Source organism: Acinetobacter sp. LipI_19 (assembly GCF_058242925.1).
The window spans coordinates 4,276,822-4,300,780 of record NZ_JBZAYK010000001.1; the positions used below are offsets into that span (position 1 = coordinate 4,276,822).

A 23,959-nucleotide genomic window follows, 5' to 3' on the forward strand; every position below is an offset into this window, starting at 1 on the left:
TACTAACTGGTAGGCAATACACCTAGACTGATGATGGTGTAATTTTGATTCACAGGTTGAATGGTTTTGTTAAATGCTTCACTGACTTCAACCAGATATTGCCCTGAATAAGGAAAAGTGACTGTCGCTGAACCATCTTGAGCAACTGGAACTTTTTGTGCTTGTTTATCGGTTTGCCCTTGAGCCCGGATAAGTAGTTCAGCATTTTTGAGCGCTTGTCCTGATTTTTTAATCAAGATTTGCACAGGTTGCTGCGCAGTAATGCTGTTGGGATGCGTTTTAAATTCAACTTGTATTGCTGCATCAGTGTTGTTTTGGGCTGGTGAAGTTCTTTCTTTAGAAATATAGCTTTGGATTGACCATTCTCGGTTAATGGTGATCGGTACAGGCGGTTTCTTAAAGTCAGCAGGAATCACATATTCGCGTTCAGCGATCTTCCCTGCTTTTTCAGCAGGTACATCAAAAAGCATTTTCCATTCTTTATTATGTTGGACATATTTGAGTGGGAAAGACGCTTTACTGAAGATGAGATAGGTCCCAGCTTGTGGTAAGGCTAAGTCAAACACCGTCGCCGATTTTAATGTGCTTGCAGCTTCAACTTGTAACTTGCTCTGATCTGGTTGAATTACGTTGAGAGCGGTTTGTTTCATGGCATGTTCTGCATTCAGTGCTTCTTCAGCATAGGATGCAATCACTGGGATTTGTGTATTTGTGGTGTTATAGCCCAGAGGTGCAACATAGGGTTCATGCGCATAACTATAAGAGCAAAGAAGTACAGAAAGGTAGAGGTATTTTTTCATTGTCGATATTCCATTAACAGGGGTATTTTAACTGTGGAAAATAGAGTCGCCATTATATAGAAGAATTTTACTATTGATAATAATTATTATTATCAATAGTAAATAGAAAGAATATTCAATATTTTGATAAAACAAAATCAGAGGTATGAACATGAGTGAACAACAAGGGCATGATCATAGTCATGCTGTCGTCACAGAAGGAAATGTAAAAAAACTAACTTTTGCATTGGCATTAACCAGTACCTTTTTAATTGTTGAAGTGATTGCCGGTTTCATAACACAAAGCTTGGCTTTGTTGTCCGATGCAGCACATATGTTTACTGATGCAGCAGCATTGGCAATTGCATTGGTTGCCATCAAAATTGGTAAATTACCCGCAGATGATAAACGGACTTTTGGCTATCAGCGTTTTGAAATTTTAGCAGCACTGTTTAATGCCATGATGCTGTTTGTCGTTGCAATTTATATTCTCTACGAGGCGTATCGGCGCTTTAGCCAACCCCCTGAAATTCAGAGTGTCGGTATGATGATTGTGGCGGTTGTTGGGTTGGTGATTAACCTTATTTCAATGAAGATTTTATTCTCCAGTTCAAAGCAAAGCCTTAATATAAAAGGTGCTTATCTGGAAGTATTGAGTGATGCACTGGGTTCTGTGGGGGTGATCATCGGGGGCGCAATTATTTATTTCACTGGCTGGATGTGGGTGGATACGATTATTGCTGTACTCATCGGCTTTTGGGTCTTACCAAGAACATGGATTTTGCTAAAACAAAGTATCAATATTTTACTGGAAGGTGTGCCTGAGGAAATTGATATTGAAAAATTACGTAATGATCTTTTATCCGTTAAAGGTGTAGAAAGTATTCATCAACTTAAGGTTTGGGCCATTACATCTAAAAATGTGCATCTGACAGTACATTTATTTGCACCAGAAGCGGATCGAAATCAACTGTATCAACAGGTTATGGAAATGCTTAGCCATCAACATGGGATTACTGAGATGACGCTACAAATTGAAGATAATGAGTGTATGGTACACTCGCATGATGAATCAGATGGGAATGATTACAGTAACGCTGATGAAACACATACAAATGAAGCAAAAAACCATTCACATTAAGGTGAATGGTTTAATTTGAACATGAGGCAAAGCTGAAGGATTAGATTTGCCACTCATGATTGCAGTCACGGCACTTCCAGCTTTTATTGGCTTGCATAAATGATTGCATTGATATTTTAAAATCGGGCAGATCACGCCAAAACATTACCCCTGCAATCACAGCTGCAATGAAGATCACGACGGTTGCAATTTGCAATGTTTGACCTGCGCCGTTGCTGAAAATCCACATCACAATACTAATGACAACCAATAACAACAAAATAAAAAGTAACGGAATCAAAAATACCAAGCTTTTTGGAACAACAGGACGTACAGCAGGTGTATTCCCATGGGTAACAGGCAAGATTTTTCGACTTTGGCACTTTGGGCATTGGTATTGCATGGTGGCTCCACATTTATAATCTAAGCATATTCTAATCGTTCTATTTTAGAATGCAAAAAAGACTGAATTGCAGCTTAAATCAAAATTTAGACAATAAAAAACCCAAGTCACTATGCTTGGGTTTTTTACAAAGATGTCGCCATCTTGAATATGGCGTCCCTACGGGGATTCGAACCCCGGTTACCGCCGTGAAAGGGCGATGTCCTAGGCCTCTAGACGATAGGGACAAGTGAGGCAACACAGGTAAAACTTTTGGTGGAGTCAAGGAGGATCGAACTCCTGACCTCTACAATGCCATTGTAGCGCTCTACCAACTGAGCTATAACCCCCAGTCTGTGTGAGCGCAATATTAGGGATATTGCACTCACACGTCAACAGAAAATTTAATTAAGCTTCATCAACTGCATCATTTTTCGGCAATTTGATGCTTTCGTTCAGTTTTTCCCAAACTTTTGCTTCTTTTTTGCTCGGACCGCCCACGATTTCAAGTGCATGACGTAAACGGGCAAAGGTTAAATCAGGGCCAATGGTGACCATCGATTGCATCACAGGAGTAGATGATGTTGAACCTGCAATTGCGATAAAGAATGCTGGCATGAAATCACGGAGTTTGATTTCCATTTGATTCGCCAAATCCATCAAGGTTTGGCTCACAGTATCGTTGTTCCATGTAAATAAGCTTTCTAAACGCCAAATTGCAAATTGTAAGCTTTGACGAACTTGTTCTTCAGTCAGCTTTTTGCTGTCAAATTGTTCTTTGGTCAATGTTGGGAATTGGTTGAAGTAAAAACCAGCCCAATTTACCGCTTCAGACAGTAAGTTAATACGTGGCTGAATGGCAGCAGCAATATCTTCTAGCGTTTGGCGATCAGATTTCCAAGCCAGAAGTGTATTTAACAGTTCAGCAGGGCTGAGTGCCTTAATCCATTGTCCATTTAGCCAGTTTAATTTTTCAACATCAAAAATTGGACCACCCAAAGACACACGCTGGATATCAAAGTGTTCAATCATTTCAGCCAAAGAGAATTTCTCTCTTTCATCTGGCATTGACCAACCCATACGGCCTAAATAGTTCAGTAAGGCTTCAGGTAGCACACCGATGTCTTTGTAGTAGTTGATTGAGGTTGGATTTTTACGTTTAGACAATTTTGACTTGTCTGGGTTACGCAACAATGGCATATGGCACAATGTTGGCATGTCCCAACCAAAATATTGGTAGAGCAACTGGTGTTTTGGTGCAGATGGAATCCATTCTTCACCACGAATCACATGGGTGATTTCCATTAAATGGTCATCGACTACATTGGCTAAATGATAAGTTGGCAAACCATCTGTTTTGAGTAGAATTTGCATGTCGACTTGCGCCCAAGGAATCTCCACTTCACCACGAAGTAAGTCATTGAATTGGCAAACGCCTTCTTCAGGGACTTTCATACGGATCACATGGGCTTCACCCGCAGCCAAACGCTTTTGTACCTCTTCTGGAGAAAGCTTTAAGCCACGACCATCATAACCAGGGGTTTCACCACGGGCTTGTTGTTCAGCACGCATTTGATCAAGCTCTTCCGCTGTTGCGAAACAGTAAAAGGCATGCCCTTTTTCAACAAGTTCTAAAGCATATTGTTTATAGATTCCCATTCGCTCAGATTGGCGATAAGGAGCATGAGGTCCGCCGATATCAGGCCCTTCTGACCAGTTTAAACCTAACCAACGCAGTGAATCTAAAATCATTTTTTCAGATTCAGGTGTTGAACGGAGTTGGTCGGTATCTTCAATACGAAGAATAAATTCGCCACCATGTTGTTGTGCAAAACATAAGTTAAACAAGGCAATATAGGCAGTGCCCACATGTGGAAAACCAGTTGGAGAGGGTGCGATACGAGTACGGACTTTCATAACTAAATATTATTCAGAATGTAAATTGAAACTATTATAACGAAAAAGCCCAACTGCTTAAGGGTTAATTCACCAATAAACGATTGGGCTTCTAAATTCTTTTGAGGAGCGTAGAATTTATTTTTCTAAATCAAATTTTTACAAAGTATGTGGTTGGAATAAAGCTTGTACAAAACAGGAGAATTTCTGATGTTGTTCAGCTAAAAAGTTTTGTGAAGCTGTGGTTTTAATTGAGGTTAAAACTTTAAGCTGATCTTTATCTGAGATCAATTTATTCTCGCCACGCTTTTGCTGATTAAGCGCTTTTTCAATCGGTGATTGTTTGTCTACCACAACAATTAATGATTGTATTGGCTTGGTTGTATCTTTAATTGCAGCAGTATGGCCTGTCTGTGCCATCACTGCGAGTCCTAGACTTAAGCCCAAGATCTTTAAATAAGAATCATTCATTCCATCGGCTCCCCTTGATGGTCAAATTTTTGTTCTTGAACATGTTTATTGTAGCAAAACAACTTACAAAAAGCATAACTACGTCACATTTTTTAATAATACTACACAAAAAATGTTTAAAAAACAATCATTGAAACGAAATGTAATATTTTAATTGATAACATATAAATGTGGATGAATCGTGAAGAATTCAAGTTTAGGTTAATTTGTGTAAAAAACATACTAAATAATTTACATGAGTAATACACATTTTTAGATATATTAAATTATGAATAAGTTAGTTCAAATATTTATAAGTAATTGATTGTTAAATCAAAATAATAAAAATATAGTGCTTCTAAATCATTAGAAACTGAGAAAGAAATGAAAAAACTACTGCTTTTAAGTACGATCAGTTTAATCGTCACAGGGAATACTTATGCAGCGAAAGAATTTTTAAATGTATCCTACGATCCTACCCGAGAATTTTATCAAGAATATAACAAAAGTTTTGGTCAATTTTGGAAATCAAAAACAGGTCAAGATATTGAATTTAAACAGTCTCATGGTGGTTCTGGCAAGCAAGCACGTTCAGTAGTAGATGGTTTGCAAGCAGATGTGGTGACACTGGCTTTGGCTAATGATATTGATGAAATTGTCAATGCAGGTTTGATTGAAAAAGGCTGGCAAAAAGAATTTCCGAATAATTCTGCACCCTACACATCTACTGTTGTTTTTTTAGTGCGTAAGGGCAATCCGAAAGCAATTAAGGATTGGAATGATCTGGTAAAACCAGGAGTTGAAATTATTACACCAAACCCTAAAACAGGCGGTGCACCACGCTGGATTTATTTATCAGCATGGGGTTACGCACTAAAACAACCGGGTGGTAATGATGCAAAAGCGCGTGAATTAGTCAAACAAATATATAAAAATGTCAAAGTGTTAGATTCAGGCGCTCGTGGCTCGCTCACAACATTTGCGGATCGTGGTATTGGCGATGTTTTGTTGTCTTGGGAAAATGAAGCAATTTTGGCGACGTCTGGTCCAGATAAAGATAAATATCAAATTATTTATCCATCGATTTCAATTCTAGCCGAGCCTTCAGTCGCAATCGTCGATAAAGTGGTTGATAAAGATGGCAATCGTAATTTAGCAAAAGGCTATTTAAATTATCTTTATTCACCAGTAGGGCAGGACTTGGCAGCAAAATATAATTTCCGTCCGCGTAATGCCAAAGCTGCGGGCAAATATTCGGCAAAATTTCCAAAAATTAAACTCTTTACCATAGATCAAGTTTTTGGCGGCTGGGCAAAAGCGCAAAAAACCCATTTTGCCAATGGGGGGATTTACGATCAATTTACGGCTGAAAAGTAATTTGAATCAAATACAAACAAGTCCTCTTTGATCAAAGGGGGGCTTTTTTAGCTTGAAATATTTGTGATAAAACAAATAAAACAGACAAAATATAAGCCACAGTGATGTTGAGCGCTTTCATCAATTAAAACCATAGATGGATTTTTAATCTGTTCTAAGTTTGCGGGTATTTCGCTTTTTGATTGAAGTTTATTCGCTTATTTCATATATTTAGAATAATTTTAGCGATGTTAGCACTCATAATATGAAAACTAATTTTAAAGCACTGATGAGTGCTGTGGTTATGGTGACGGGATTAACTGTTGCAACGACAGCAAGTTATGCTGCTGACCGTGAATTTTTAAATGTGTCTTATGATGCAACGCGTGAGTTTTATGATGAGTTTAATAAATCATTTGGTGCTTACTGGAAATCTCGTACAGGTAAGACTGTTGATTTTAAACAATCGCATGGTGGTTCGGGAAAACAAGCGCGTGCCGTGGTTGATGGCTTAAAAGGTGATGTGGTGACCTTAGCTTTGGCGAATGATATCAACGAAATTGTGAAATCAGGTCAAATTAACCCAGGATGGGAAAAAGAATTTCCAAATAACTCAGCACCGTATACGTCTACCGTTGTGTTTTTGGTACGCAAAGGTAATCCCAAAGGTATCAAGGATTGGACAGATTTGACCAGACCTGGGGTACAAATCATTACGCCTAACCCTAAAACAGGTGGTTTACCTCGCTGGATCTATCTCTCAGCTTGGGGCTATGCACTTAAACAACTAGGTGGTAATGATGCTAAAGCACGTGATTTTGTTTCTAAGATGTACCATAACGTAAAAGTTATGGATCCAGCTGCACGTGCATCGATGACCACATTTGCTGAACGTGGGATTGGTGATGTTTTACTGACGTGGGAAAATGAAGCCATGGTGAGTAAGAAAGCATCTGGCAATAAGTTTGATATTGTCTACCCCTCGATGTCAATTTTGACTGAACCATCAGTGGCAATTGTTGATAAAACAGTAGAGAAGAATGGCAATAAATGGTTAGCAACGGGTTATATTAACTATTTGTATTCTCCAATAGGTCAAGATATGGCAGCACGCCATTTCTATCGCCCGCGCAATGCAAAAATCTTAGCTAAATATTCCAATCAATTCCCTGAACTGAAAACTTTTACGATTGATGAAGTCTTTGGTGGTTGGGCAAAAGCGCAACAAACTCACTTTGCCAATGGCGGTGTTTTTGATCAGATTTATAATAGCAAGCGCTAAACATCAACTATTTTGATTGAATCAACCTCCTTTTTAGGAGGTTTTTTCATTCTGTTATGAATCATTTAGACTAATATTAAACTGAGTAATCAATTTAACTATGGATATTGTACTAAGGCTCGCAACTGAAGATGATATTGAGATTATTTTTGATATACGGACGTCAGTCAAAGACAACCATTTGTCAAAACAACAACTGACTGAACTTGGTATCACTGAGTTGGTAATATTAGATTTGATTCAAAATACTTCGACTGTCTAGCTTACAGAGCTACAGCATCAAGCGTGTGGTTTTTCGATCGCAGATTTAACTGAGAGCAGTGTATTTGCCATGTTTGTCCAGCCCGATTTTGAAGCCAAAGGTGTCGAAACTGCGCTTTTGAAAAAATCAGAAGATTTATTATTTGAATCTTTTCACGAAATTTGCTTAGAAACTGATCAAAAAAGTCGTACTTTTGAATTTTATCTTCGACAGGATTGGCGTGTTTCAGAGTATTTTGACAAGGGTGATGTGAAAATGGTCAAGACACAATAACGCTTTGTAGCAGAATGAATGAGCCATTTTTTGTACTGAACTTTTATAAAATGCACTTTAAAACGGTTTTCTCTATAAAAAGTAATATTTCCCTACAAAAAGTCGTTTGGAGCTTTGGCAAAACAAGGTAATAATGTGCAGTTACTTTTTTTGCTTAAACTGAAACCATAATTATGTCTCATATTTCTGTATTACTACATGAAACTGTCGATGCTTTACTTGCAGATCGCAATACAGGAATTTACGTGGATGGGACATTTGGACGTGGTGGACACACGCGTTTATTGTTATCTAAATTAGATGAACATTCAAAAGTTTATGCTTTTGATAAAGATCCACAAGCGTTAGAAGTAGCATATCAGTTAGAAAAAGAAGATCCTCGTTTTAAAATTATTCATGCCAGTTTTGCAGATTTACAACAAGAATTAAATCAATTGGATATTTATCAAGTCGATGGGGTTATGGCAGATTTAGGGGTGTCATCACCACAGCTAGATCAAGCAGATCGTGGTTTTAGTTTTATGAAAGATGGACCACTTGATATGCGTATGGATAATTCTCAAGGACAAACAGCCGCAGATTGGCTACTGGATGTCGATGAAGAACATTTGGCCAATGTGATTTTTCAATATGGTGAGGAACGTTATAGTCGTCGTATTGCACGTGCGATTAAGCAAGCAGGTTATATCGAAACCACTGGAAAATTAGCGGAAATTGTTAAAGTTGCGCATCCAAAGTGGGAAAAGAATAAACATGCTGCGACACGGACGTTCCAAGCTATTCGTATTGAAATTAATAAAGAACTCGATGACGTACATACCTTTTTACCTCAAGCCGTAGATTTGTTAAAATCAAATGCACGTTTGGCTGTCATTAGTTTCCACTCACTTGAAGACCGGATTATTAAACAATTTATTCAAAAAGAATCAACGTTGCCAGAAGATAATGGTTGGGGATTACCTCAAAAAGTACAAGATACTCGTCGACTGAAAAAAGTAGACAGAATTCGTGCCAGCGAGGAAGAAGTCAAAGCCAATCCTCGTTCACGTAGTGCATGGCTTCGAGTTGCAGAACGCTTAGAACAAAAAGGCGCAGAATGAAACAAGAAATTATAGAAGAATCAAGTCATAAGCTGGCCATTAAAAAAACCATTGTTTATGGTGTATTGGTTGCTGCTGTGTTGATCAGTGCCTTTATGGTGGTGTTGCAAGTCTTTGCCTATCGTCATGATTTCCGTGATCTAAATAGCTACATGCGTGAACGTGAAGATATCAATGCAGAATGGGGACGTTTGCTCATTGAACAACAAACATTTGGTGCAACTGCACAAATTGGAACGCGTGCAGTGACACAATTGAGAATGTATTCACCGCCAGCTGCGCAAACAGTTGTCATTTCATTACCAACTGAATCAGAGCAGAAGAAGTAAGGCATCTGTATGGCAGATAAGCAAACTAAACCAACCCGGCAGCCGCGTAAAAAGCAGCCTTCAATTACCCAGAAAAGTACTGTATCGATAGATATGTGGCGTTTCTATTTAATGTGGGGCGTGGTTCTTTTATGTTTTGTGGGTTTGGTCGGTCGCGCATTTTATGTGCAAGTGATTAACAAAGACTTTTTACAAAATAAAGCCAATGCCAATATCCTACGTTCTGAAACATTAAAAGCCATGCGTGGTGTGATTAGTGATCGTCATGGCGTGCCTCTGGCAATCAGTTCCCCAATCATGAAAGTAGTGATTGATCCACGGGAGTATTTTGAGACTAAAAAACAGTTTGATACTATTACGGCTGAATTACAAAAAACACCCAATAGTCGCAAGCTTAAACGTCAACTGCCTGATGAAAATTTAAATCTAGATGAGTTAGCAGATGCAGTTGGTCTTGATCGCGCAGATTTAAAAAAGCGATTAAGTGAACGTCCTCGTTCTCGTTATTTGGTACTCAAAAAAGAAGTTCCACCACCTCAGGCTGATTTTATTACACAGCATAAATTTGCTGGTGTTTATGCAGAGAAAACCTACAAACGTTACTATCCTCAGCCACAACCCAATGCGCAAATTATTGGTCTCACCAATAGTGAAGGAACGGGGATTGAGGGTTTAGAGATGCAATTGAACACACGTCTGGCGGGTGAAGATGGTGAGCAAAAGATTTCTCGTGATAAACATGGTAACCGTATTACCACGCCTGAAGTGGTGAAAGAAGTTAAAGCAGGGGAGAACATCACCTTAAGTATCGATTCACGTTTGCAATATATTATGTATCGTGAGTTGACTGCGGTGGGTGTTGCCAATAATGCACGTTCCGCTTCTGCAATTGCTGTGGATGTAAAAACGGGCGAAATTCTGGCTATGGCGAGTTGGCCTTCTTATAATCCCAATGATAAAAATGGCTTAAGTAATAAAGATGCTATGCGGAACCGTGGTGCAATTGACATGTTTGAACCTGGTTCAACCATGAAACCTTTTACTATTGCCGCAGGCTTAGAAAGTGGCAAATATACGCCTAACTCTGTGGTTAGTACTAGTCCTGGTTCGATGCGTTTAGGCTCCCATACTATTCGTGATACGCATAATTATGGTTCGTTGACCGTCACTGGTGTGATTATCAAATCTTCGAACGTGGGATCGGCAAAGATTGCCTTGTCTTTACCAAAAGAAACTTTACCAAGTTTCTTTAGAAAAGTGGGTTTTGGTCAGCGTTCGGCAGTTAAATTCCCAGGTGAGAGTGGAGGTTTAGTACTTCCACCTGAAAAGTTAAATTCTTCACAAATTGGCACAATGGCCTATGGTTATGGTTTAAATGCTACTATTTTACAGTTGGCGCAAGGCTATGCAATGTTGGCCAATCATGGTGTGGAATATCCTTTAAGTCTCTATAAATTAAATGATCAGCCCAAAGGTAAACAGGTTTTAGCTCCTAAAATTGCTGATGAAGTTTTGTTGATGTTAGAGCAAGTCACGATGCCCGGTGGTACTGCAAAACAAGCCAATATTCCTGGTTATCGCGTGGGTGGTAAAACAGGTACAGCACATAAGTTGCGTCCTGACCACAGAGGCTATTCGAATACTGAATACCGTGCTTTATTTGCTGGTGTGGCACCGATTAGTGATCCTCGTTTAGCCGTTATTGTTGTAGTCGAAAATCCGCGGGGACAATATTATGGTGGTTTGGTTGCAGCCCCAGTATTTGCTCGAATTATGCAAGAATCTTTACGTTTAATGAATGTGCCTTTAGATAAACCTCTTGAAACGGCTAAGGCAAAGCCATAGGTAAACCATAATGATTAATTTTCAAGATATTTATAAAGTTGATAATACAAAGACGTGGATGTCTGAGTCATTTAATGGCTTTTCTCTAGATAGTCGTTATGTACAACAAGGACAAATTTTTATTGCTTTAACCAGTTATTCGCAACCAGAAAAAACAGCACAATTCGCTCAAATTGCTTTAGACAAAGGCGCATTGGCGATTATTAGTGAAACAGATTTAGGTTTTGAATCTGCATTGATCTGCCCAGATGTTCGTCAGTTAATGGGTCAATGGCAAAAACAATATTTACAAGCAACATCCCCTGTAAAAGCTGCGCGAATTCTTGCAGTCACAGGAACCAATGGTAAAACTACGATTTCACGCCTCGTTGCTGAATTACTGGCATTGCAAAATAAAAAATGTGCAGTAATGGGAACCACAGGTAATGGGATTTTGCCAAACCTAGAAGCGTCTTCACATACCACTTTAGATGCTTTACATTTACAAAGTCTTTTGTATGAATTTTCTATGCAAGGTGCTGAATTCGCTTCTATTGAGGCAAGTTCACATGGTTTGGCACAAGGTCGTTTAAATGGTTGTGATATTGAGATTGCTGCATATAGTAATCTGAGTCGAGATCACTTGGATTATCACGGGACGCTTGAAGCCTATGCTGAAGCAAAAGCGTTACTGTTTAAATTTGCTACGCTAAAAGTTGCGGTAATTAATATAGACGATGCGCATGCAGATCTAATGATGAATGCGGCAAGTAGCAATCTGTTACATCCAAAAGTATTGACCTATTCAACCTCTAAAGCGGCTGATTACCAAGTATTTGGGATTAAATATAGCCTAGATGGAGCAACATTCCATCTAAAAACAGCCAAAGCTGAATTTACTGTGAATAGCCCATTACTTGGGCATTTTAATATTGAAAATTTGGTGGCCAGTTTAATTGTTGCTGAGCAAGCAGGTTTTGATTTAAAGCAACTTATCGCAGTTGTACCTAACCTAAAAGGTGCACCTGGACGTATGCAAGTGATTCGTGATCAAGATCGTCTGTTTGTGGTGGATTATGCACATACACCAGACGCTTTAACTCAGGTTTTAAAAACCTTAAAACGTCATGTTGAAAATCAGCTTTGGGCTGTCTTTGGTTGTGGTGGCGATCGAGATCGCGGTAAACGCCCATTGATGACCAAAGCAGCTTTGGAACAAGCCAATCCTGTGATCATCACATCAGATAATCCGCGTACAGAAAATCCTGAGCAAATTTTTGCCGATATGAAGCATGAAATTGATTTTAGCCAGCATGAGGTTCACGAAATCCGTGATCGCCGTGAAGCAATCAAATATGCAGTAAAGCATGCACAATCAGGTGATATTGTTGTGATTGCCGGAAAAGGGCATGAAAATTATCAAGAAATTGATGGTGTCCGTCATTGGTTTGACGATATCGTTGAAGTGCAATCGGCAATAGATACACAACACAATAAACCCAATTCAGCTTATCCAGCTCATTAGGACTAAGAGATGCACACCTCTACCACCAGTACTGTGCCTTTGGAGCCATGGTCAGCAGCACAACTTGCTGAAGCAACTCAAGGTTATTGGTATTTAGATCAAGCACCACAAGGTGAAATTAAACGTATTTTGACTGATTCACGTCATGCTGAATTAGGTGATGCTTTTTTGGCGCTCAAAGGTGAGCGTTTTGATGCACATGATTTTGTTGCCCAAGTGGCTGCGAATGGCTGCCAAATTGCCATTGTTAGCCATCCAATTGAAGCAAATATCTGCCAACTTGTCGTGGCGGATACTCGTTTGGCATTGGGGCATTTAGGCGCGTATCGTCGGGCTCAACATCCACAATTAAAAGTGATTGCACTTACAGGTAGTAGTGGTAAGACCACCACCAAAGAGATGTTGGGGAGTATTCTTTCACGTTTAGCCCCGACCTTGATTACACGTGGCAATTTAAATAATGATCTTGGTGTGCCAATGATGTTATTGGAGCTACGTTCAGAGCATCAATATGCGGTGATGGAACTTGGTGCAAGCCATCAAGGTGAAATTGATTACACCTCAAATCTTGTACAGCCACATGTTGCTGGTATTCTAAATATTGGAACTGCACATTTAGGCGAATTTGGTGGACGTGATGGAATTTGCCGTGCTAAATCTGAAATTTACCGTCATATTGATCCAGCTGGAATAGCAATTGTTCCTGCTCAGGATGATTTTACGAATGCGATTCGCCAAGTGGTACATACTGAGCAAGTGTTAAGTTTTGGTCAGGGTGGCGAAGTCTTTGCGACGGATGTTCAGTTACACGCACAGTCTACAATCTTTACACTTAATACGCCTCAAGGTGTAAGAACGGTCAATCTGCCTTTTGCAGGCGAACATAATGTTCATAATGCAGAAGCAGCGACAGTATTTGCTTTGGCGATTGGTGTTGAGTTAGACGATATTGTGATTGGCTTGGAGTCGGCACAAGGTGCAAAAGGGCGTTTGAATTTTATTCATAAGCGCAAGCACTTATTTATTGATGATACCTATAATGCCAATCCGACTTCAATGCGTGCAGCAGCTGAAGTACTTGCGCAACAGCAAGGGATCAAAGTGATGGTGATTGGCGATATTGGCGAACTGGGCGATACTGCTGCTCAGCAACACTATATGTTGGGTCGTGATCTGGTTTCAGTGGATGGGATCGACTTTGTTGTCGCGGTAGGGGAGTTTGCGCCTGCCACACAAGAAGGTGCGCGAAGTACTCAATATGGTAAAAAATTACAAGCTTTTCTTAACCAAGAACAAGCTTTACCTTTATTGTTAAGTTTAATTGCAACACATCAACCACAGTCCATGAGTTTCTTGTTTAAAGGTTCTCGCTATACCCATATGGAAACGTTGATGGCTGATTTGATGGAGAAAGTTTAATGCTGTATTGGTTATTTCAACACTTGGCGGGTTATGAAAACGCGTTCCAAGTTGTTCGATACTTATCGTTACGAGCATTGCTCAGTGTACTCACTGCACTTGCGATTGGTTGGGCCTTGGGACCAGTAATGATCCGTAAATTACAAGCGCTCAAATATGGTCAGGCGGTTAGTTCATATGCACCTGAAAATCATGCCAAAAAAATGGGTACGCCCACTATGGGTGGGATTTTAATTCTGCTTTCAATTGGGATTAGTACTTTACTGTGGGCAGATTTATCCAATCCTTATGTATGGATTGTCTTGGCTGTTATGGTGATCTTTGGTGCTGTAGGATGGGCGGATGATTGGATTAAAGTACGCTATAAAGACAATGCGGGCTTACCTGCTAAGAAGAAGTTCTTTTGGACTTCAGTTGGTTCTTTAGGTGCGGGTATTGCTTTGTATATAATCGCCACTCAGCAAGACAGTCCTGTACATACTGCGAATATGTTGGATTTATTGATTCCATTTTTTAAAAATCTGAGCATTCCATTGTCGTCCATTCCGTTGGGTATTGGATTTATTATTTTTACCTATCTGGTGATTAATGGTGGATCAAATGCAGTAAATTTGACAGATGGCTTAGATGGCTTAGCGATTATGCCGATTGTCTTGGTTGCTGCAGGTTTAGGTGTTTTTGCATATTTGGCAGGTGATATCCGCTTTGCCAATTATTTACATATTCCTTATGTAAAATATACGTCTGAGCTGGTGATTATTTGTGCTGCAATGATTGGGGCTGGTTTAGCATTTCTTTGGTACAACGCGCATCCTGCCCAAGTCTTTATGGGGGATGTAGGGGCGTTATCATTGGGGGCAATGTTAGGTACAATCGCGGTAATGGTTCGTCAAGAAATCGTCTTTGCTATTATGGGTGGTGTATTTGTTGTAGAAGCAATCTCCGTATTCTTGCAAATCGGATCGTTGCGTATGCGGAATAAGCGTGTATTTCTTATGGCGCCGTTACATCATCATTATGAGAAAAAAGGCTGGCGTGAGACTCAAGTGGTGATTCGTTTTTGGATTATCACAATTATGCTGGTAGTTTTGGGTCTAATGACATTAAAATTACGTTAAGCCAGAGTGATTTGAAAAAGTCGGCATTTGCCGGCTTTTTTATGGCCAAAAAATATCTTTTTGGAGAATGCAATGAATTTGTTGATGTGCCCCGTATGTCGTGAGGTATTGAGCCTATCGGATCGGACTTGGCGCTGTGTAAACAATCATAGTTATGATGTAGCAAAACAAGGCTATGTAAATTTACATGTAGTACAACATAAGCATAGTAAAAATCCTGGAGATACGCCTGAATCTGTACAAGCACGACGTGGATTTTTAAGTGGTGGATTTTATGCACCTTTACAACAAGCCGTTGTTGAGAAAATTCGTGGGTTGCGTGTTGAAAACCTACTGGATATCGGTTGTGGTGAGGGCTACTATACTGATGCTATGCAGCAAGAAGTGATGCAATGTATTGGTGTTGATATTGGAAAAAATGCGGTTCAAGTTGCTGCAAAACTCAATAAAGACGTGACATGGATTGTGGGTACAGGTGCAACCTTACCTGTATTGGATCATTCTATTGATTTGTGTACCAGCTTATTTAGTCCGATCCCTGAAGAAGAAATACTCAGAGTTCTTAAGCCTAAGGCTTATTTGATGGTGGTGACACCTGCTCCTGAGCATTTATATGCAATGCGTGAGGGTTTGTTTGATGAAGTTAAAGCGCATGAACCACAAAAATTTGTAGAGCAATTACAATCCTCTTTTGAGTTAATTGAGCAGCCTATTGTTGAAACAACGTTTGAGTTGGATCAAGCACAATTAAAAAACTTGATTGCAATGACCCCCTATGCTTATAAAGCAAAACCTGAAAAGCGTTTGGCTTTAGAGGCACACATTAAAACCACATTAAAAGCTGCATTCCAAATTTATATTTTTCAAAAAAAATAACAGAAATCTTAGCCATAAAAAATGCCATCAATTGATGGCATTTTTTATTTGAAAAGTTAATTATTGAACTTCATTAATCAAGTTTTCAAGAGAATCGCTTTCTCGTTTCGCACTCCCTTGATTCATTGCAGGAGGGGCTACTTTGTTCGGTTTTAGCGGTTGATCTGAACCCTCATCAGGTAGGTCTTCAAAGTCATTTGATGAATTACGTGATGGTGTAACAGGTGCAGGTTTGAAGATTGGACGGGCTAAAGGTGGTGATGAACCATAGCCTTCGTTTTGAGTAGCGCCTTCAACTTGTGTTTGGTTGCGTTCTTCACGAGAAATTGGTGCTTTGGCATTTTTATCAAAATGTACCCAAGCAGATGGCGTGTCTTTTAAGGCTTTACCCATAAAGCCAGTCCAGACTGGAAGTGCTGCGATCCCACCGAACTCACGACGACCAAGTGTTGAAGGTTGGTCAAAACCGACCCAAGCAATCGCGACTAATTTGCCATTGAAGCCAGCAAACCAAGCATCTTTAGCATCATTGGTTGTACCCGTTTTACCGCCAATGTCATCGCGACCAATTTTAAGCGCTGCACGACCTGTACCATGCACAATGACATCACGAAGAATATTTGCCATATCAAAAGCAGATTGTGATTTTAAAATCCGTTGCGCTTGGCGATATTTACTTTGCTCTTCCTTACTTAGTGGGGGTTGAGTCTCATCTACTGTAAGGTTTGCACCTTTAATAACTTCATCATCAGGAGTGATTGCTTCTGCATCTGCAACAGTTTCTTTTTGATTGATACATGGAATACACGCATATTCAGGCGCTGCTTCGTAAATGGTTTTTCCATAAGCATCTTCAATACGACTGATGAAATGTGGTTGAATCCGATATCCACCATTGGCAATTGCGGCATATCCTGTAGCCATTTGAACAGGAAGTACTTGCGGAGTACCAAGAGCGATGGTGAAGTTTCGTGGAATTTGATCTTCTTGTAGGCCAAAATCCATCAATAATTGACGAGCACGTTCTACACCGACGCTTTGTAATAAACGTACAGATACTGTATTACGAGATAAGTACAACGCACGTCGTAAAGGAATCATACCCAAATAACGACCATCTGAGTTTCTCGGTGACCAACGACCAATCGTAATTGGGCTATCGTTCACCATGGTATAAGGGGTCATCCCGCGTTCAAGTGCAAGGGCATATACGAATGGCTTAATGGTTGAACCAGGTTGACGCCAGCCTTGTATTGCGCGGTTAAATTTAGATTGGTAAAAGTTGTATCCACCCACCACAGCTTCAATTGAACCATCGTTCGGGTTGATAGCGATGAGTTGACCCTGTGCTTTCGGCGTTTGAACCAATGACCACGCTGTTTTACTATCATTGGGACGTAAACGAATAATATCTTTGACGTTTACAATCTGTGAAGCACGGCTTGGTGCTCCACCCACTGCATTGGCATTGATATATTTTCTTGCCCAAGACATACCAGACCAAGGTACTGTCACTGTTGAACCATCTTGCATTTTGGCATCAAAACTATTGCTGCCTACTTTAATGACTTCAGCAGGGTAGGTATTGGCATAAGGAATAAATTCTTTTAACGGTTTGTCATGAGCTTCAGCACCGCGCCATCCATGACGCCGATCATAATCTTCCAAGCCTTTTTGTACAGCATCTTCCGCATATTGTTGGCGTTGGCTGTTTACAGTTGTATAAACTTTATAACCTGAATCAATTGCTTGATCGCCAAATTTTTCTACCAGTTCTGACCGAACCATTTCTCCTACATAGGGAAATCGATTACTTAGGCCTCGATCAGGCATACTCAAATTAATTGGTTCAGCTACGGCTTTTTCATATTCTACTTGTTTGAGATAGCCGAGTTGTAACATACGACCTAGAATCCAGTTACGACGTTCTAATGCACGTTCAGGATTGACCACAGGATTATATTTTGACGGTGCTTTAGGTAGACCTGCAATCATGGCCATTTGAGCAACACTGAGTTGATCTAAACTTTTGTCATAGTAAATTTTTGCAGCAGCAGCAATACCATACGCATTTTTACCTAAAAAGATTTTATTGACATATAAAGACAAAATTTCTTCTTTCGATAGATTTTGTTCTATTTTACGTGCCAAAAATACTTCTGTAAGTTTGCGTTTTAGCGTCCGTTCAGGTGATAAATAATAATTTTTAGCAACCTGCATGGTAATTGTTGAGCCACCTGTTTGTACATTTGACCCAGTTACACTTTCACTCACTGCTCGACCTAAGCCTTTAAAGCTAATCCCGCTATGTTCGAAGAAAGAAGAGTCTTCGGCAGCAAGAAAGGCGTGAATAAAATGAGGAGGGATCTGATTGTACTCAACAGGGACCGAAAGCTTGCCACCATATTCAGCGATCAGCTGATTATCTGCTGAATAAACTTGCAAAGGTTTAAGCAATGGCGCCTTTTTTAAAGAGCTCATTTCTGGTAGTGATGGCGCGATATATAGATACATTCCATAAAAGCCCATCGGAATTGCGACTAAAATAATGATAATCAGCAAAAAAAAGGGATGAATATAACCTGAACAAGATAGCTTTTTCATAACAAGTAAGTTTTAATAATAGCTAATGGCAAACTAATTGCGTTCAGTATAGCTTCTCATGTGACGGATTGTTAGATGGGATATTGTATCTGTAAAAAATTAAGACCAAATGCAGTCAGTTTGTGTTATTTATTGGGGATAAAAAAATAATAGGAATTCAATCGTGCTTAGACTATATCGTAAGCCAAATAAGGGGTTAATAGGAGTAGATATTAGTTCTACTACTGTAAAGATTTTAGAGCTCTCTGTTAAGAACGGTCGTTACTGGGTTGAAAGTTATGGGTTAAGCCCTCTGCTGGATGGGAGTGTTGTTGAAAAAAACATTCTTAATCCTGAAGCAGTGGCTGATGCGTTGGAAAGGGCAGTCAATATTGCCAACCCTCAATCACAAAATGTCGCGGTTGCTGTACCTACTTCTATGGTGATTCACAAAATCATTGAAATGGATGCAGATATGTCGGATGAGGAGAGAGAAGTTCAGATCCGAATGGATGCTGAACAATATATTCCTTTTCCATTAGATGAAGTCAGTTTAGATTTTGAAGTTTTAAAAGATAAGCTAGCAAATCCAAATCGAGTCAATGTATTACTCGTTGCAACACGTGCAGAAAATATCGATTCTCGTGTTGAAGTTTTAGAAATCGCAGGCTTGTCACCCAAAATCGCCGATGTAGAAAGCTATGCAATTGAGCGTGCTTTTGATGTCTTTTCTGATACCTTGCCAATTGGTGTAAATCTTGTGGGTATTCTAGATATTGGTCATACCATGACGACTTTGTCTGTGATGCAAAATGGCAAGATCATTTATACCCGAGAACAAGTTTTTGGTGGCAAGCAGCTGACTCAAGATGTACAGAACCGTTATGGTTTGTCTTATGACGAAGCTGGTCGTGCCAAAAAAGATCGGACTTTACCTGATGATTTTGAAACAGAAGTTTTAATGCCGTTTTTAGAAGCAGTTGTACAACAAGCTGCTCGTTCATTACAGTTTTTCTTTTCATCTTCTCAGTTTAATGAGATTGATCATATTTTACTGGCTGGTGGGAATGCTAATATTCCTGGTTTGGCAAAATTATTACAACAAAAATTAGGCTATCGCGTCACGATTGCAAATCCTTTCTTGCAGATGGGATTTTCACCACAAATTGACTTAAGAAAAATAGAAAATGATGCACCTTCTCTAATGGTTGCCTGTGGTTTGGCGTTAAGGAGTTTTGATTAATGGCAAAGATTAACTTACTCCCTTGGCGTGATGAGCTAAGAGAACAGAAGAAAAAGCAATTTGTTGCGATATGTGTGGGGGTTGCACTGATTGGTTTAGTTTCCGTGTTATTGGCATGGTTCTATTTTGATCATAAGTTACAAGATCAAGAGCAGGCTAATCAATTGGTGACCAGTACCAATCAAAATTTAGATACGCAACTCAAAACTTTAGATGGTTTGCAAGAGCGCCGTAATGCAATTATTGAGCGTATGAAACTTATTCAAGGCTTACAGGGGCAGCGTCCTGTGATTGTTCGCTTAGTTGATGAATTAGTCCGTATTGTTCCTGCACAAATGTACATCACAAAATTTAGTCGTGTAGGTGATAAGTTTACGATTGAAGGAAAAGCAGAGAGCCCAAACACAGTTGCTGAATTGCTACGTGGCTTAGAAGCTTCTGAATGGTATCGAAATGCGTTTATGAACTCTTTCTTAGCCGCAGATGAAAATAAAAATAAAGGGCAAACTTCGGTTATTCCTCGTGTGGAAGAATCATATGGAAGTTTTGTTGTGACTGTAGATATCGGTGAAATAGCTGCGACTACAGATGCAGATACAACTAAAGCTGAACAAGTTCCAGCTGCTGGGGGGGCAAAATGAGTCGAGAAGATTTTGAGCAATTAGATTCATCTGTAAATGATGCTCCAAAAAGAACAAGATGAATTTTGAGAAATTTTTACAACAATTCAATACTTTGGATATGAATAACTATGGCACTTGGCCCTTATCCGTTAAAGTAACATGTTGGGTCTTCTTATTTTTCTTGGTTTGTGCAATTGGTTATTTTTTAGCAATTAGACCTAAATTAGAGGCAATTGACCAAGCACGTACAGTTGAACAAAACTTATTAAATGAGTTTAAAGAAAAAGATTCCAAATTACGAAATTTGCAGCAATATCAAGCGCAATTACAACAAATGGAAGCGAACTTCAATCAGCAATTAGAACAGCTTCCCAAAGAAACTGAAATTCCAAGTCTGGTTGAAGATATTAACGTGACAGGGGTGAGTTCTGGTTTGAAATTTAAAAATATCAAATTAGAACCAGAAGTGAAGCAGGAGTTCTTTATTGAGCAGCCGATTTCGATTGATGCAACAGGGGATTATCATTCATTTGGCAGTTTTGTAAGTAGTCTGGCGGCATTACCTCGTATTGTGACTTTGCATGATTTCACAATTATAGGAACACCAAGTCAAGATAATAAATCTGATGTGCCGGTGATTGACTATACCATTAAAGCAAAAACGTATCGTTATATTGGAGCCGATGAGCAGAAAACAAATAAATCTTCGAATGCTGTTGCACAGAAGACAACGACACCTCAGCAAGGAGGGAAGCCACAATGAAGCAGCTCATTAAAATAGTTTGTGGAATCTCATGTGCGGTGCTGTTGGTGGGGTGTGATTCTCGAATTGATGCCGTAAATCAAGAGATGGCAAATATTCGAAATCAGCAACCATTACCGATTGAGCCTGCGCCAGTATTTAATCCGGTACCAAGTTTTAATTATTCAGCTCAACAATTACGTAGCCCATTTTTACCGAACTCATTGGCAAATGAGTTGAAAGTTATGTCAGGTAAGCAAGTCTACCCTAATTTTTCAAGACAGCCACAACCACTTGAAAGTTATCCTTTAGAGTCATTAACACTAAAAGGAAGTATGAAAGGAACAGTTGGGCAGACAGTGGGTTTGATTAAAACACCTGATGGCGAGGTTGAGCGGGTACAACGTGGGAATTACATGGGGATGAATCAGGGGCGAATTATTGAAATTACGCCTACCCGTATTGATTTATTGGAAATTGTTCCAGATGGTCGAGACGGTTATATAGAAAGACCACGGAGTCTAGTTCTAATCGGTCCAATAGATTAAAAACGGAATAAAGGAATAAAAATGAAAAAGAGTTTGAAAAATATCTTTAACGGGGATGGTAAGTTTATGAATAGTCAACTTCGTCAATTTACTATGGCGGCAGTGTCAATTGCGATTATGCAGGTTGCAATAGCGCAAACAACTATGACCAATATTGTACCAATGAAAATACCAGGGCAAGGTACAGAAATTCGTGTCATGTTTAATGGCTTACCTCCACAGCCTCAAGCCTATCAATTGGACAATCCATCTCGACTGATTTTGGACTTTGATCAGGCGAAGCAAACGATCAATCAATCATCCATTGCTGTGGCAAGTGAAGAAGCGTCTACGGTGGATGTTGCGGCTGATGATCAACGTTCACGCTTAACCGTAAATTTAAAAAATAGTGGTTCTTTTACAACGCGTGTTGAAGGGAATACTTTTATTTTAAAGATTAATAATGCTAATCATGCGACTGCATTACCCACTTATGCTGCATCTTCGCTGAATAAGCAAAATCAAGGCATTGCAGATATCGGTTTTCAGCGTGGGGCTTCTGGAGAAGGACAGGTTATTGTGAATCTCTCTGGTGCAAATACGCCTGTAGATGTACAACAACAAGGCAGTAAAGTTGTTATTCGAACTTTGGGAAATAAAATTCCAGCGCATTTAATCCGTCGTTTAAATGTGAATGATTTTGCAACACCAGTTTCTTCTGTAGATGCTTATAATGACGGTTCAAATGGCGTCATTACCATTCAATCAAGTGGTAGCTATGAATATATGGCTTTCCAAGCTGAAAACAAATTGACAGTGAGTTTAAAGCGTCCCGCAGAAAGCAAAACAAATCGTCCAAATTCAAGTCAGTCTTATACGGGTAAGAAAATCTCGCTTGATTTTCAAGATATAGAAGTACGACGTGTTCTACAGCTACTTGCTGATTTTACTAGTATCAATATGGTGGCAGCAGATTCAGTTCAAGGTAATATTACTTTACGTCTAAAAGACGTACCTTGGGATCAGGCCTTAGATATCATTTTGAAAACAAAAAACTTGGATAAGCGTCGCAATGGCAGCGTAATTTGGATTGCACCTGTAACTGAGCTAATTAAGGCAGAAGAAGATGAAGCAAAGGCAATTGCACAAAGTATTAAGTTAGCACCAATTCAAACAGAATATATACAACTCAGTTATGCAAAGGTTGCCGACGTTCTAAAGTTGCTCGAAGATTCTAGAAACTCTAAAGGTGGGCAGGCGAATAATACCACTAATACAGATTCTTTAGCCTTAGAAAGTCTACTCAGCTCAAGAGGAAGTGCAGTTGCAGATATACGAACAAATACATTAATTATTAATGATACTGCTAATAATATTGATAAAGTTCGTAAAATGATTGATCTGTTGGATATTTCGGTAAAACAAGTCATGGTTGAAGCGCGAATTGTCCGTGCAACAACAGATTTTACTAAAGAAATGGGGGTAAAGTGGGGGATTTTATCTCAGGGGATTACCAAGAATAATGACTTACTTGTTGGTGGGAGTGAGCAAACCCTTTGGGATTTGCGAGATCCGGATGATGAGGGTAAATATACTATTGATAGAACAAATGGTAGTAATTTAAATGTCGATCTTGGCGTGACTACTGCGGGTGCAAGTAAAATTGCATTTGGCTTAATTAGCCTTTCTGATTTTATGTTGGACTTAGAGTTATCAGCTTTGCAATCTGATGGTTATGGCGAAGTGATTTCAACACCAAAAGTGATGACTGCGGATAAACAAAAAGCAAAAGTGGCATCGGGTCAACAAATTCCTTATCAGACAACATCGACAGCGGGTGGTACTGCAACGGCAACAACAGCATTTAAAGATGCATTGTTGAGTTTGGATGTGACTCCAAGCATCACCCCAGAAGGGAAGGTGCAAATGCAGTTAAATATTACCAGTGATGCACGTGGTGGGGTGGCACCGAATGGTGAAATCATTCTGAATAAAAACGAGATCAATACCAATGTCTTGGTTGATAATGGTGAAACAGTAGTATTAGGTGGTATTTTTGAACAAGAAAACACCACGAATCAGACGAAAGTTCCTTTTTTAGGGGATATTCCTTATTTAGGACGATTGTTCCGTAAGGATGCCAAAACAGAGAATAAACGAGAGTTATTAATCTTTGTGACACCAAGAATTGTTAATGACAGTCGTACGAGAAATCATTAATATACTTTCAATGAAAGCAATTCAATAGGT

22 protein-coding genes and 2 tRNA genes are annotated in these 23,959 nt (G+C 39.4%); 17 read left to right on the forward strand and 7 right to left on the reverse strand.

Annotated features, from left to right (window positions below; all coding sequences use genetic code 11):
* Positions 1-2: 2 nt before the first annotated feature.
* Positions 3-800, reverse strand: coding sequence for a DUF4198 domain-containing protein (locus AC4CVF_RS20490; protein ID WP_336953678.1), 798 nt, complete (start codon positions 798-800; stop codon positions 3-5).
* A gap of 151 nt (positions 801-951) precedes the next feature.
* Between AC4CVF_RS20490 and AC4CVF_RS20495 the strand changes: the two genes are divergently transcribed.
* On the forward strand, positions 952-1,920 hold the full coding sequence (locus AC4CVF_RS20495; RefSeq protein ID WP_490789889.1) for a cation diffusion facilitator family transporter: 969 nt from the start codon (positions 952-954) through the stop codon (positions 1,918-1,920).
* Between the two features lie 40 nt (positions 1,921-1,960).
* On the opposite strand, the gene AC4CVF_RS20500 is transcribed toward AC4CVF_RS20495, so the two are convergent.
* From AC4CVF_RS20500 to AC4CVF_RS20520, 5 genes are all read right to left on the reverse strand, one after another.
* Positions 1,961-2,302 carry a hypothetical protein gene (locus tag AC4CVF_RS20500; protein WP_419327981.1) on the reverse strand — a complete coding sequence of 114 codons (342 nt, stop codon included), beginning with the start codon at positions 2,300-2,302 and terminating at the stop codon, positions 1,961-1,963.
* A 151-nt stretch (positions 2,303-2,453) separates the two neighbouring features.
* Positions 2,454-2,529, reverse strand: a tRNA-Glu gene (locus AC4CVF_RS20505).
* A 26-nt stretch (positions 2,530-2,555) separates the two neighbouring features.
* Positions 2,556-2,631, reverse strand: a tRNA-Ala gene (locus tag AC4CVF_RS20510).
* A gap of 58 nt (positions 2,632-2,689) precedes the next feature.
* Positions 2,690-4,198 carry a glutamate--tRNA ligase gene (gene gltX, locus AC4CVF_RS20515; RefSeq protein ID WP_419327980.1) on the reverse strand — a complete coding sequence of 503 codons (1,509 nt, stop codon included), beginning with the start codon at positions 4,196-4,198 and terminating at the stop codon, positions 2,690-2,692.
* Positions 4,199-4,336: 138 nt separating this feature from the next.
* Complete coding sequence (locus tag AC4CVF_RS20520) at positions 4,337-4,648, reverse strand: hypothetical protein (RefSeq protein ID WP_004725398.1); 312 nt, start codon at positions 4,646-4,648, stop codon at positions 4,337-4,339.
* 363 nt (positions 4,649-5,011) lie between these two features.
* Here AC4CVF_RS20520 and AC4CVF_RS20525 point away from each other — a divergent pair, with 363 nt between their 5' ends.
* The 11 genes from AC4CVF_RS20525 to AC4CVF_RS20575 all read left to right on the forward strand — a co-directional run bounded on the left by AC4CVF_RS20525 (position 5,012) and on the right by AC4CVF_RS20575 (position 15,991).
* Positions 5,012-6,004 (forward strand): sulfate ABC transporter substrate-binding protein, encoded by a 993-nt coding sequence (locus tag AC4CVF_RS20525; protein WP_419819870.1) that lies wholly within the window; start codon positions 5,012-5,014, stop codon positions 6,002-6,004.
* A 244-nt stretch (positions 6,005-6,248) separates the two neighbouring features.
* A complete protein-coding gene (locus tag AC4CVF_RS20530) occupies positions 6,249-7,265 on the forward strand; it encodes a sulfate ABC transporter substrate-binding protein (RefSeq protein WP_490789890.1) in 1,017 nt (338 codons plus the stop codon).
* Positions 7,266-7,365: 100 nt separating this feature from the next.
* Positions 7,366-7,527: a hypothetical protein gene (locus AC4CVF_RS20535; protein WP_336953683.1), complete on the forward strand. Its 162-nt coding sequence runs from the start codon at positions 7,366-7,368 to the stop codon at positions 7,525-7,527.
* 69 nt (positions 7,528-7,596) lie between these two features.
* Positions 7,597-7,800: an N-acetyltransferase gene (locus AC4CVF_RS20540; protein WP_336953684.1), complete on the forward strand. Its 204-nt coding sequence runs from the start codon at positions 7,597-7,599 to the stop codon at positions 7,798-7,800.
* 173 nt (positions 7,801-7,973) lie between these two features.
* A complete protein-coding gene (rsmH, locus tag AC4CVF_RS20545) occupies positions 7,974-8,900 on the forward strand; it encodes a 16S rRNA (cytosine(1402)-N(4))-methyltransferase RsmH (RefSeq protein WP_336953685.1) in 927 nt (308 codons plus the stop codon).
* Entirely contained in the window at positions 8,897-9,229 is a 333-nt protein-coding gene (gene ftsL / locus AC4CVF_RS20550; RefSeq protein WP_336953686.1) for a cell division protein FtsL, read from the forward strand. The genes rsmH and ftsL overlap by 4 nt, the downstream gene beginning before the upstream one ends.
* 9 nt (positions 9,230-9,238) lie before the next feature.
* Complete coding sequence (gene ftsI / locus AC4CVF_RS20555) at positions 9,239-11,074, forward strand: penicillin-binding protein PBP3 (RefSeq protein WP_336953687.1); 1,836 nt, start codon at positions 9,239-9,241, stop codon at positions 11,072-11,074.
* Positions 11,075-11,081: 7 nt separating this feature from the next.
* The gene (locus AC4CVF_RS20560) at positions 11,082-12,578 is read left to right on the forward strand and encodes a UDP-N-acetylmuramoyl-L-alanyl-D-glutamate--2,6-diaminopimelate ligase (protein ID WP_490789939.1); all 1,497 of its coding nucleotides are present in this window, start codon (positions 11,082-11,084) and stop codon (positions 12,576-12,578) included.
* Positions 12,579-12,587: 9 nt separating this feature from the next.
* On the forward strand, positions 12,588-13,997 hold the full coding sequence (locus AC4CVF_RS20565; protein ID WP_419327979.1) for a UDP-N-acetylmuramoyl-tripeptide--D-alanyl-D-alanine ligase: 1,410 nt from the start codon (positions 12,588-12,590) through the stop codon (positions 13,995-13,997).
* Positions 13,997-15,115: a phospho-N-acetylmuramoyl-pentapeptide-transferase gene (gene mraY, locus AC4CVF_RS20570; RefSeq protein WP_004725416.1), complete on the forward strand. Its 1,119-nt coding sequence runs from the start codon at positions 13,997-13,999 to the stop codon at positions 15,113-15,115. The genes AC4CVF_RS20565 and mraY overlap by 1 nt, the downstream gene beginning before the upstream one ends.
* Before the next feature lie 72 nt (positions 15,116-15,187).
* Positions 15,188-15,991, forward strand: coding sequence for a putative RNA methyltransferase (locus AC4CVF_RS20575; RefSeq protein WP_490789891.1), 804 nt, complete (start codon positions 15,188-15,190; stop codon positions 15,989-15,991).
* Between the two features lie 60 nt (positions 15,992-16,051).
* Here AC4CVF_RS20575 and ponA read toward each other — a convergent pair whose 3' ends face one another.
* A complete protein-coding gene (ponA, locus tag AC4CVF_RS20580; RefSeq protein WP_336953690.1) occupies positions 16,052-18,595 on the reverse strand; it encodes a penicillin-binding protein PBP1a in 2,544 nt (847 codons plus the stop codon).
* Positions 18,596-18,758: 163 nt separating this feature from the next.
* On the opposite strand from ponA, the gene AC4CVF_RS20585 reads away from it, so the two are divergent.
* From AC4CVF_RS20585 to AC4CVF_RS20605, 5 genes are read left to right on the forward strand one after another with little or no spacing between them, the layout of a single operon-like run.
* The gene (locus AC4CVF_RS20585) at positions 18,759-19,817 is read left to right on the forward strand and encodes a pilus assembly protein PilM (RefSeq protein ID WP_336953691.1); all 1,059 of its coding nucleotides are present in this window, start codon (positions 18,759-18,761) and stop codon (positions 19,815-19,817) included.
* Entirely contained in the window at positions 19,817-20,458 is a 642-nt protein-coding gene (locus tag AC4CVF_RS20590; RefSeq protein ID WP_336953692.1) for a PilN domain-containing protein, read from the forward strand. Before AC4CVF_RS20585 ends, AC4CVF_RS20590 begins: the two co-directional genes overlap by 1 nt.
* Positions 20,459-20,516: 58 nt before the next feature.
* Entirely contained in the window at positions 20,517-21,203 is a 687-nt protein-coding gene (locus AC4CVF_RS20595) for a type IV pilus inner membrane component PilO (RefSeq protein WP_490789892.1), read from the forward strand.
* Complete coding sequence (locus AC4CVF_RS20600; protein ID WP_419327977.1) at positions 21,200-21,730, forward strand: pilus assembly protein PilP; 531 nt, start codon at positions 21,200-21,202, stop codon at positions 21,728-21,730. Before AC4CVF_RS20595 ends, AC4CVF_RS20600 begins: the two co-directional genes overlap by 4 nt.
* Positions 21,731-21,751: 21 nt before the next feature.
* Complete coding sequence (locus AC4CVF_RS20605) at positions 21,752-23,929, forward strand: type IV pilus secretin PilQ (protein ID WP_490789893.1); 2,178 nt, start codon at positions 21,752-21,754, stop codon at positions 23,927-23,929.
* Positions 23,930-23,959: the final 30 nt, after the last annotated feature.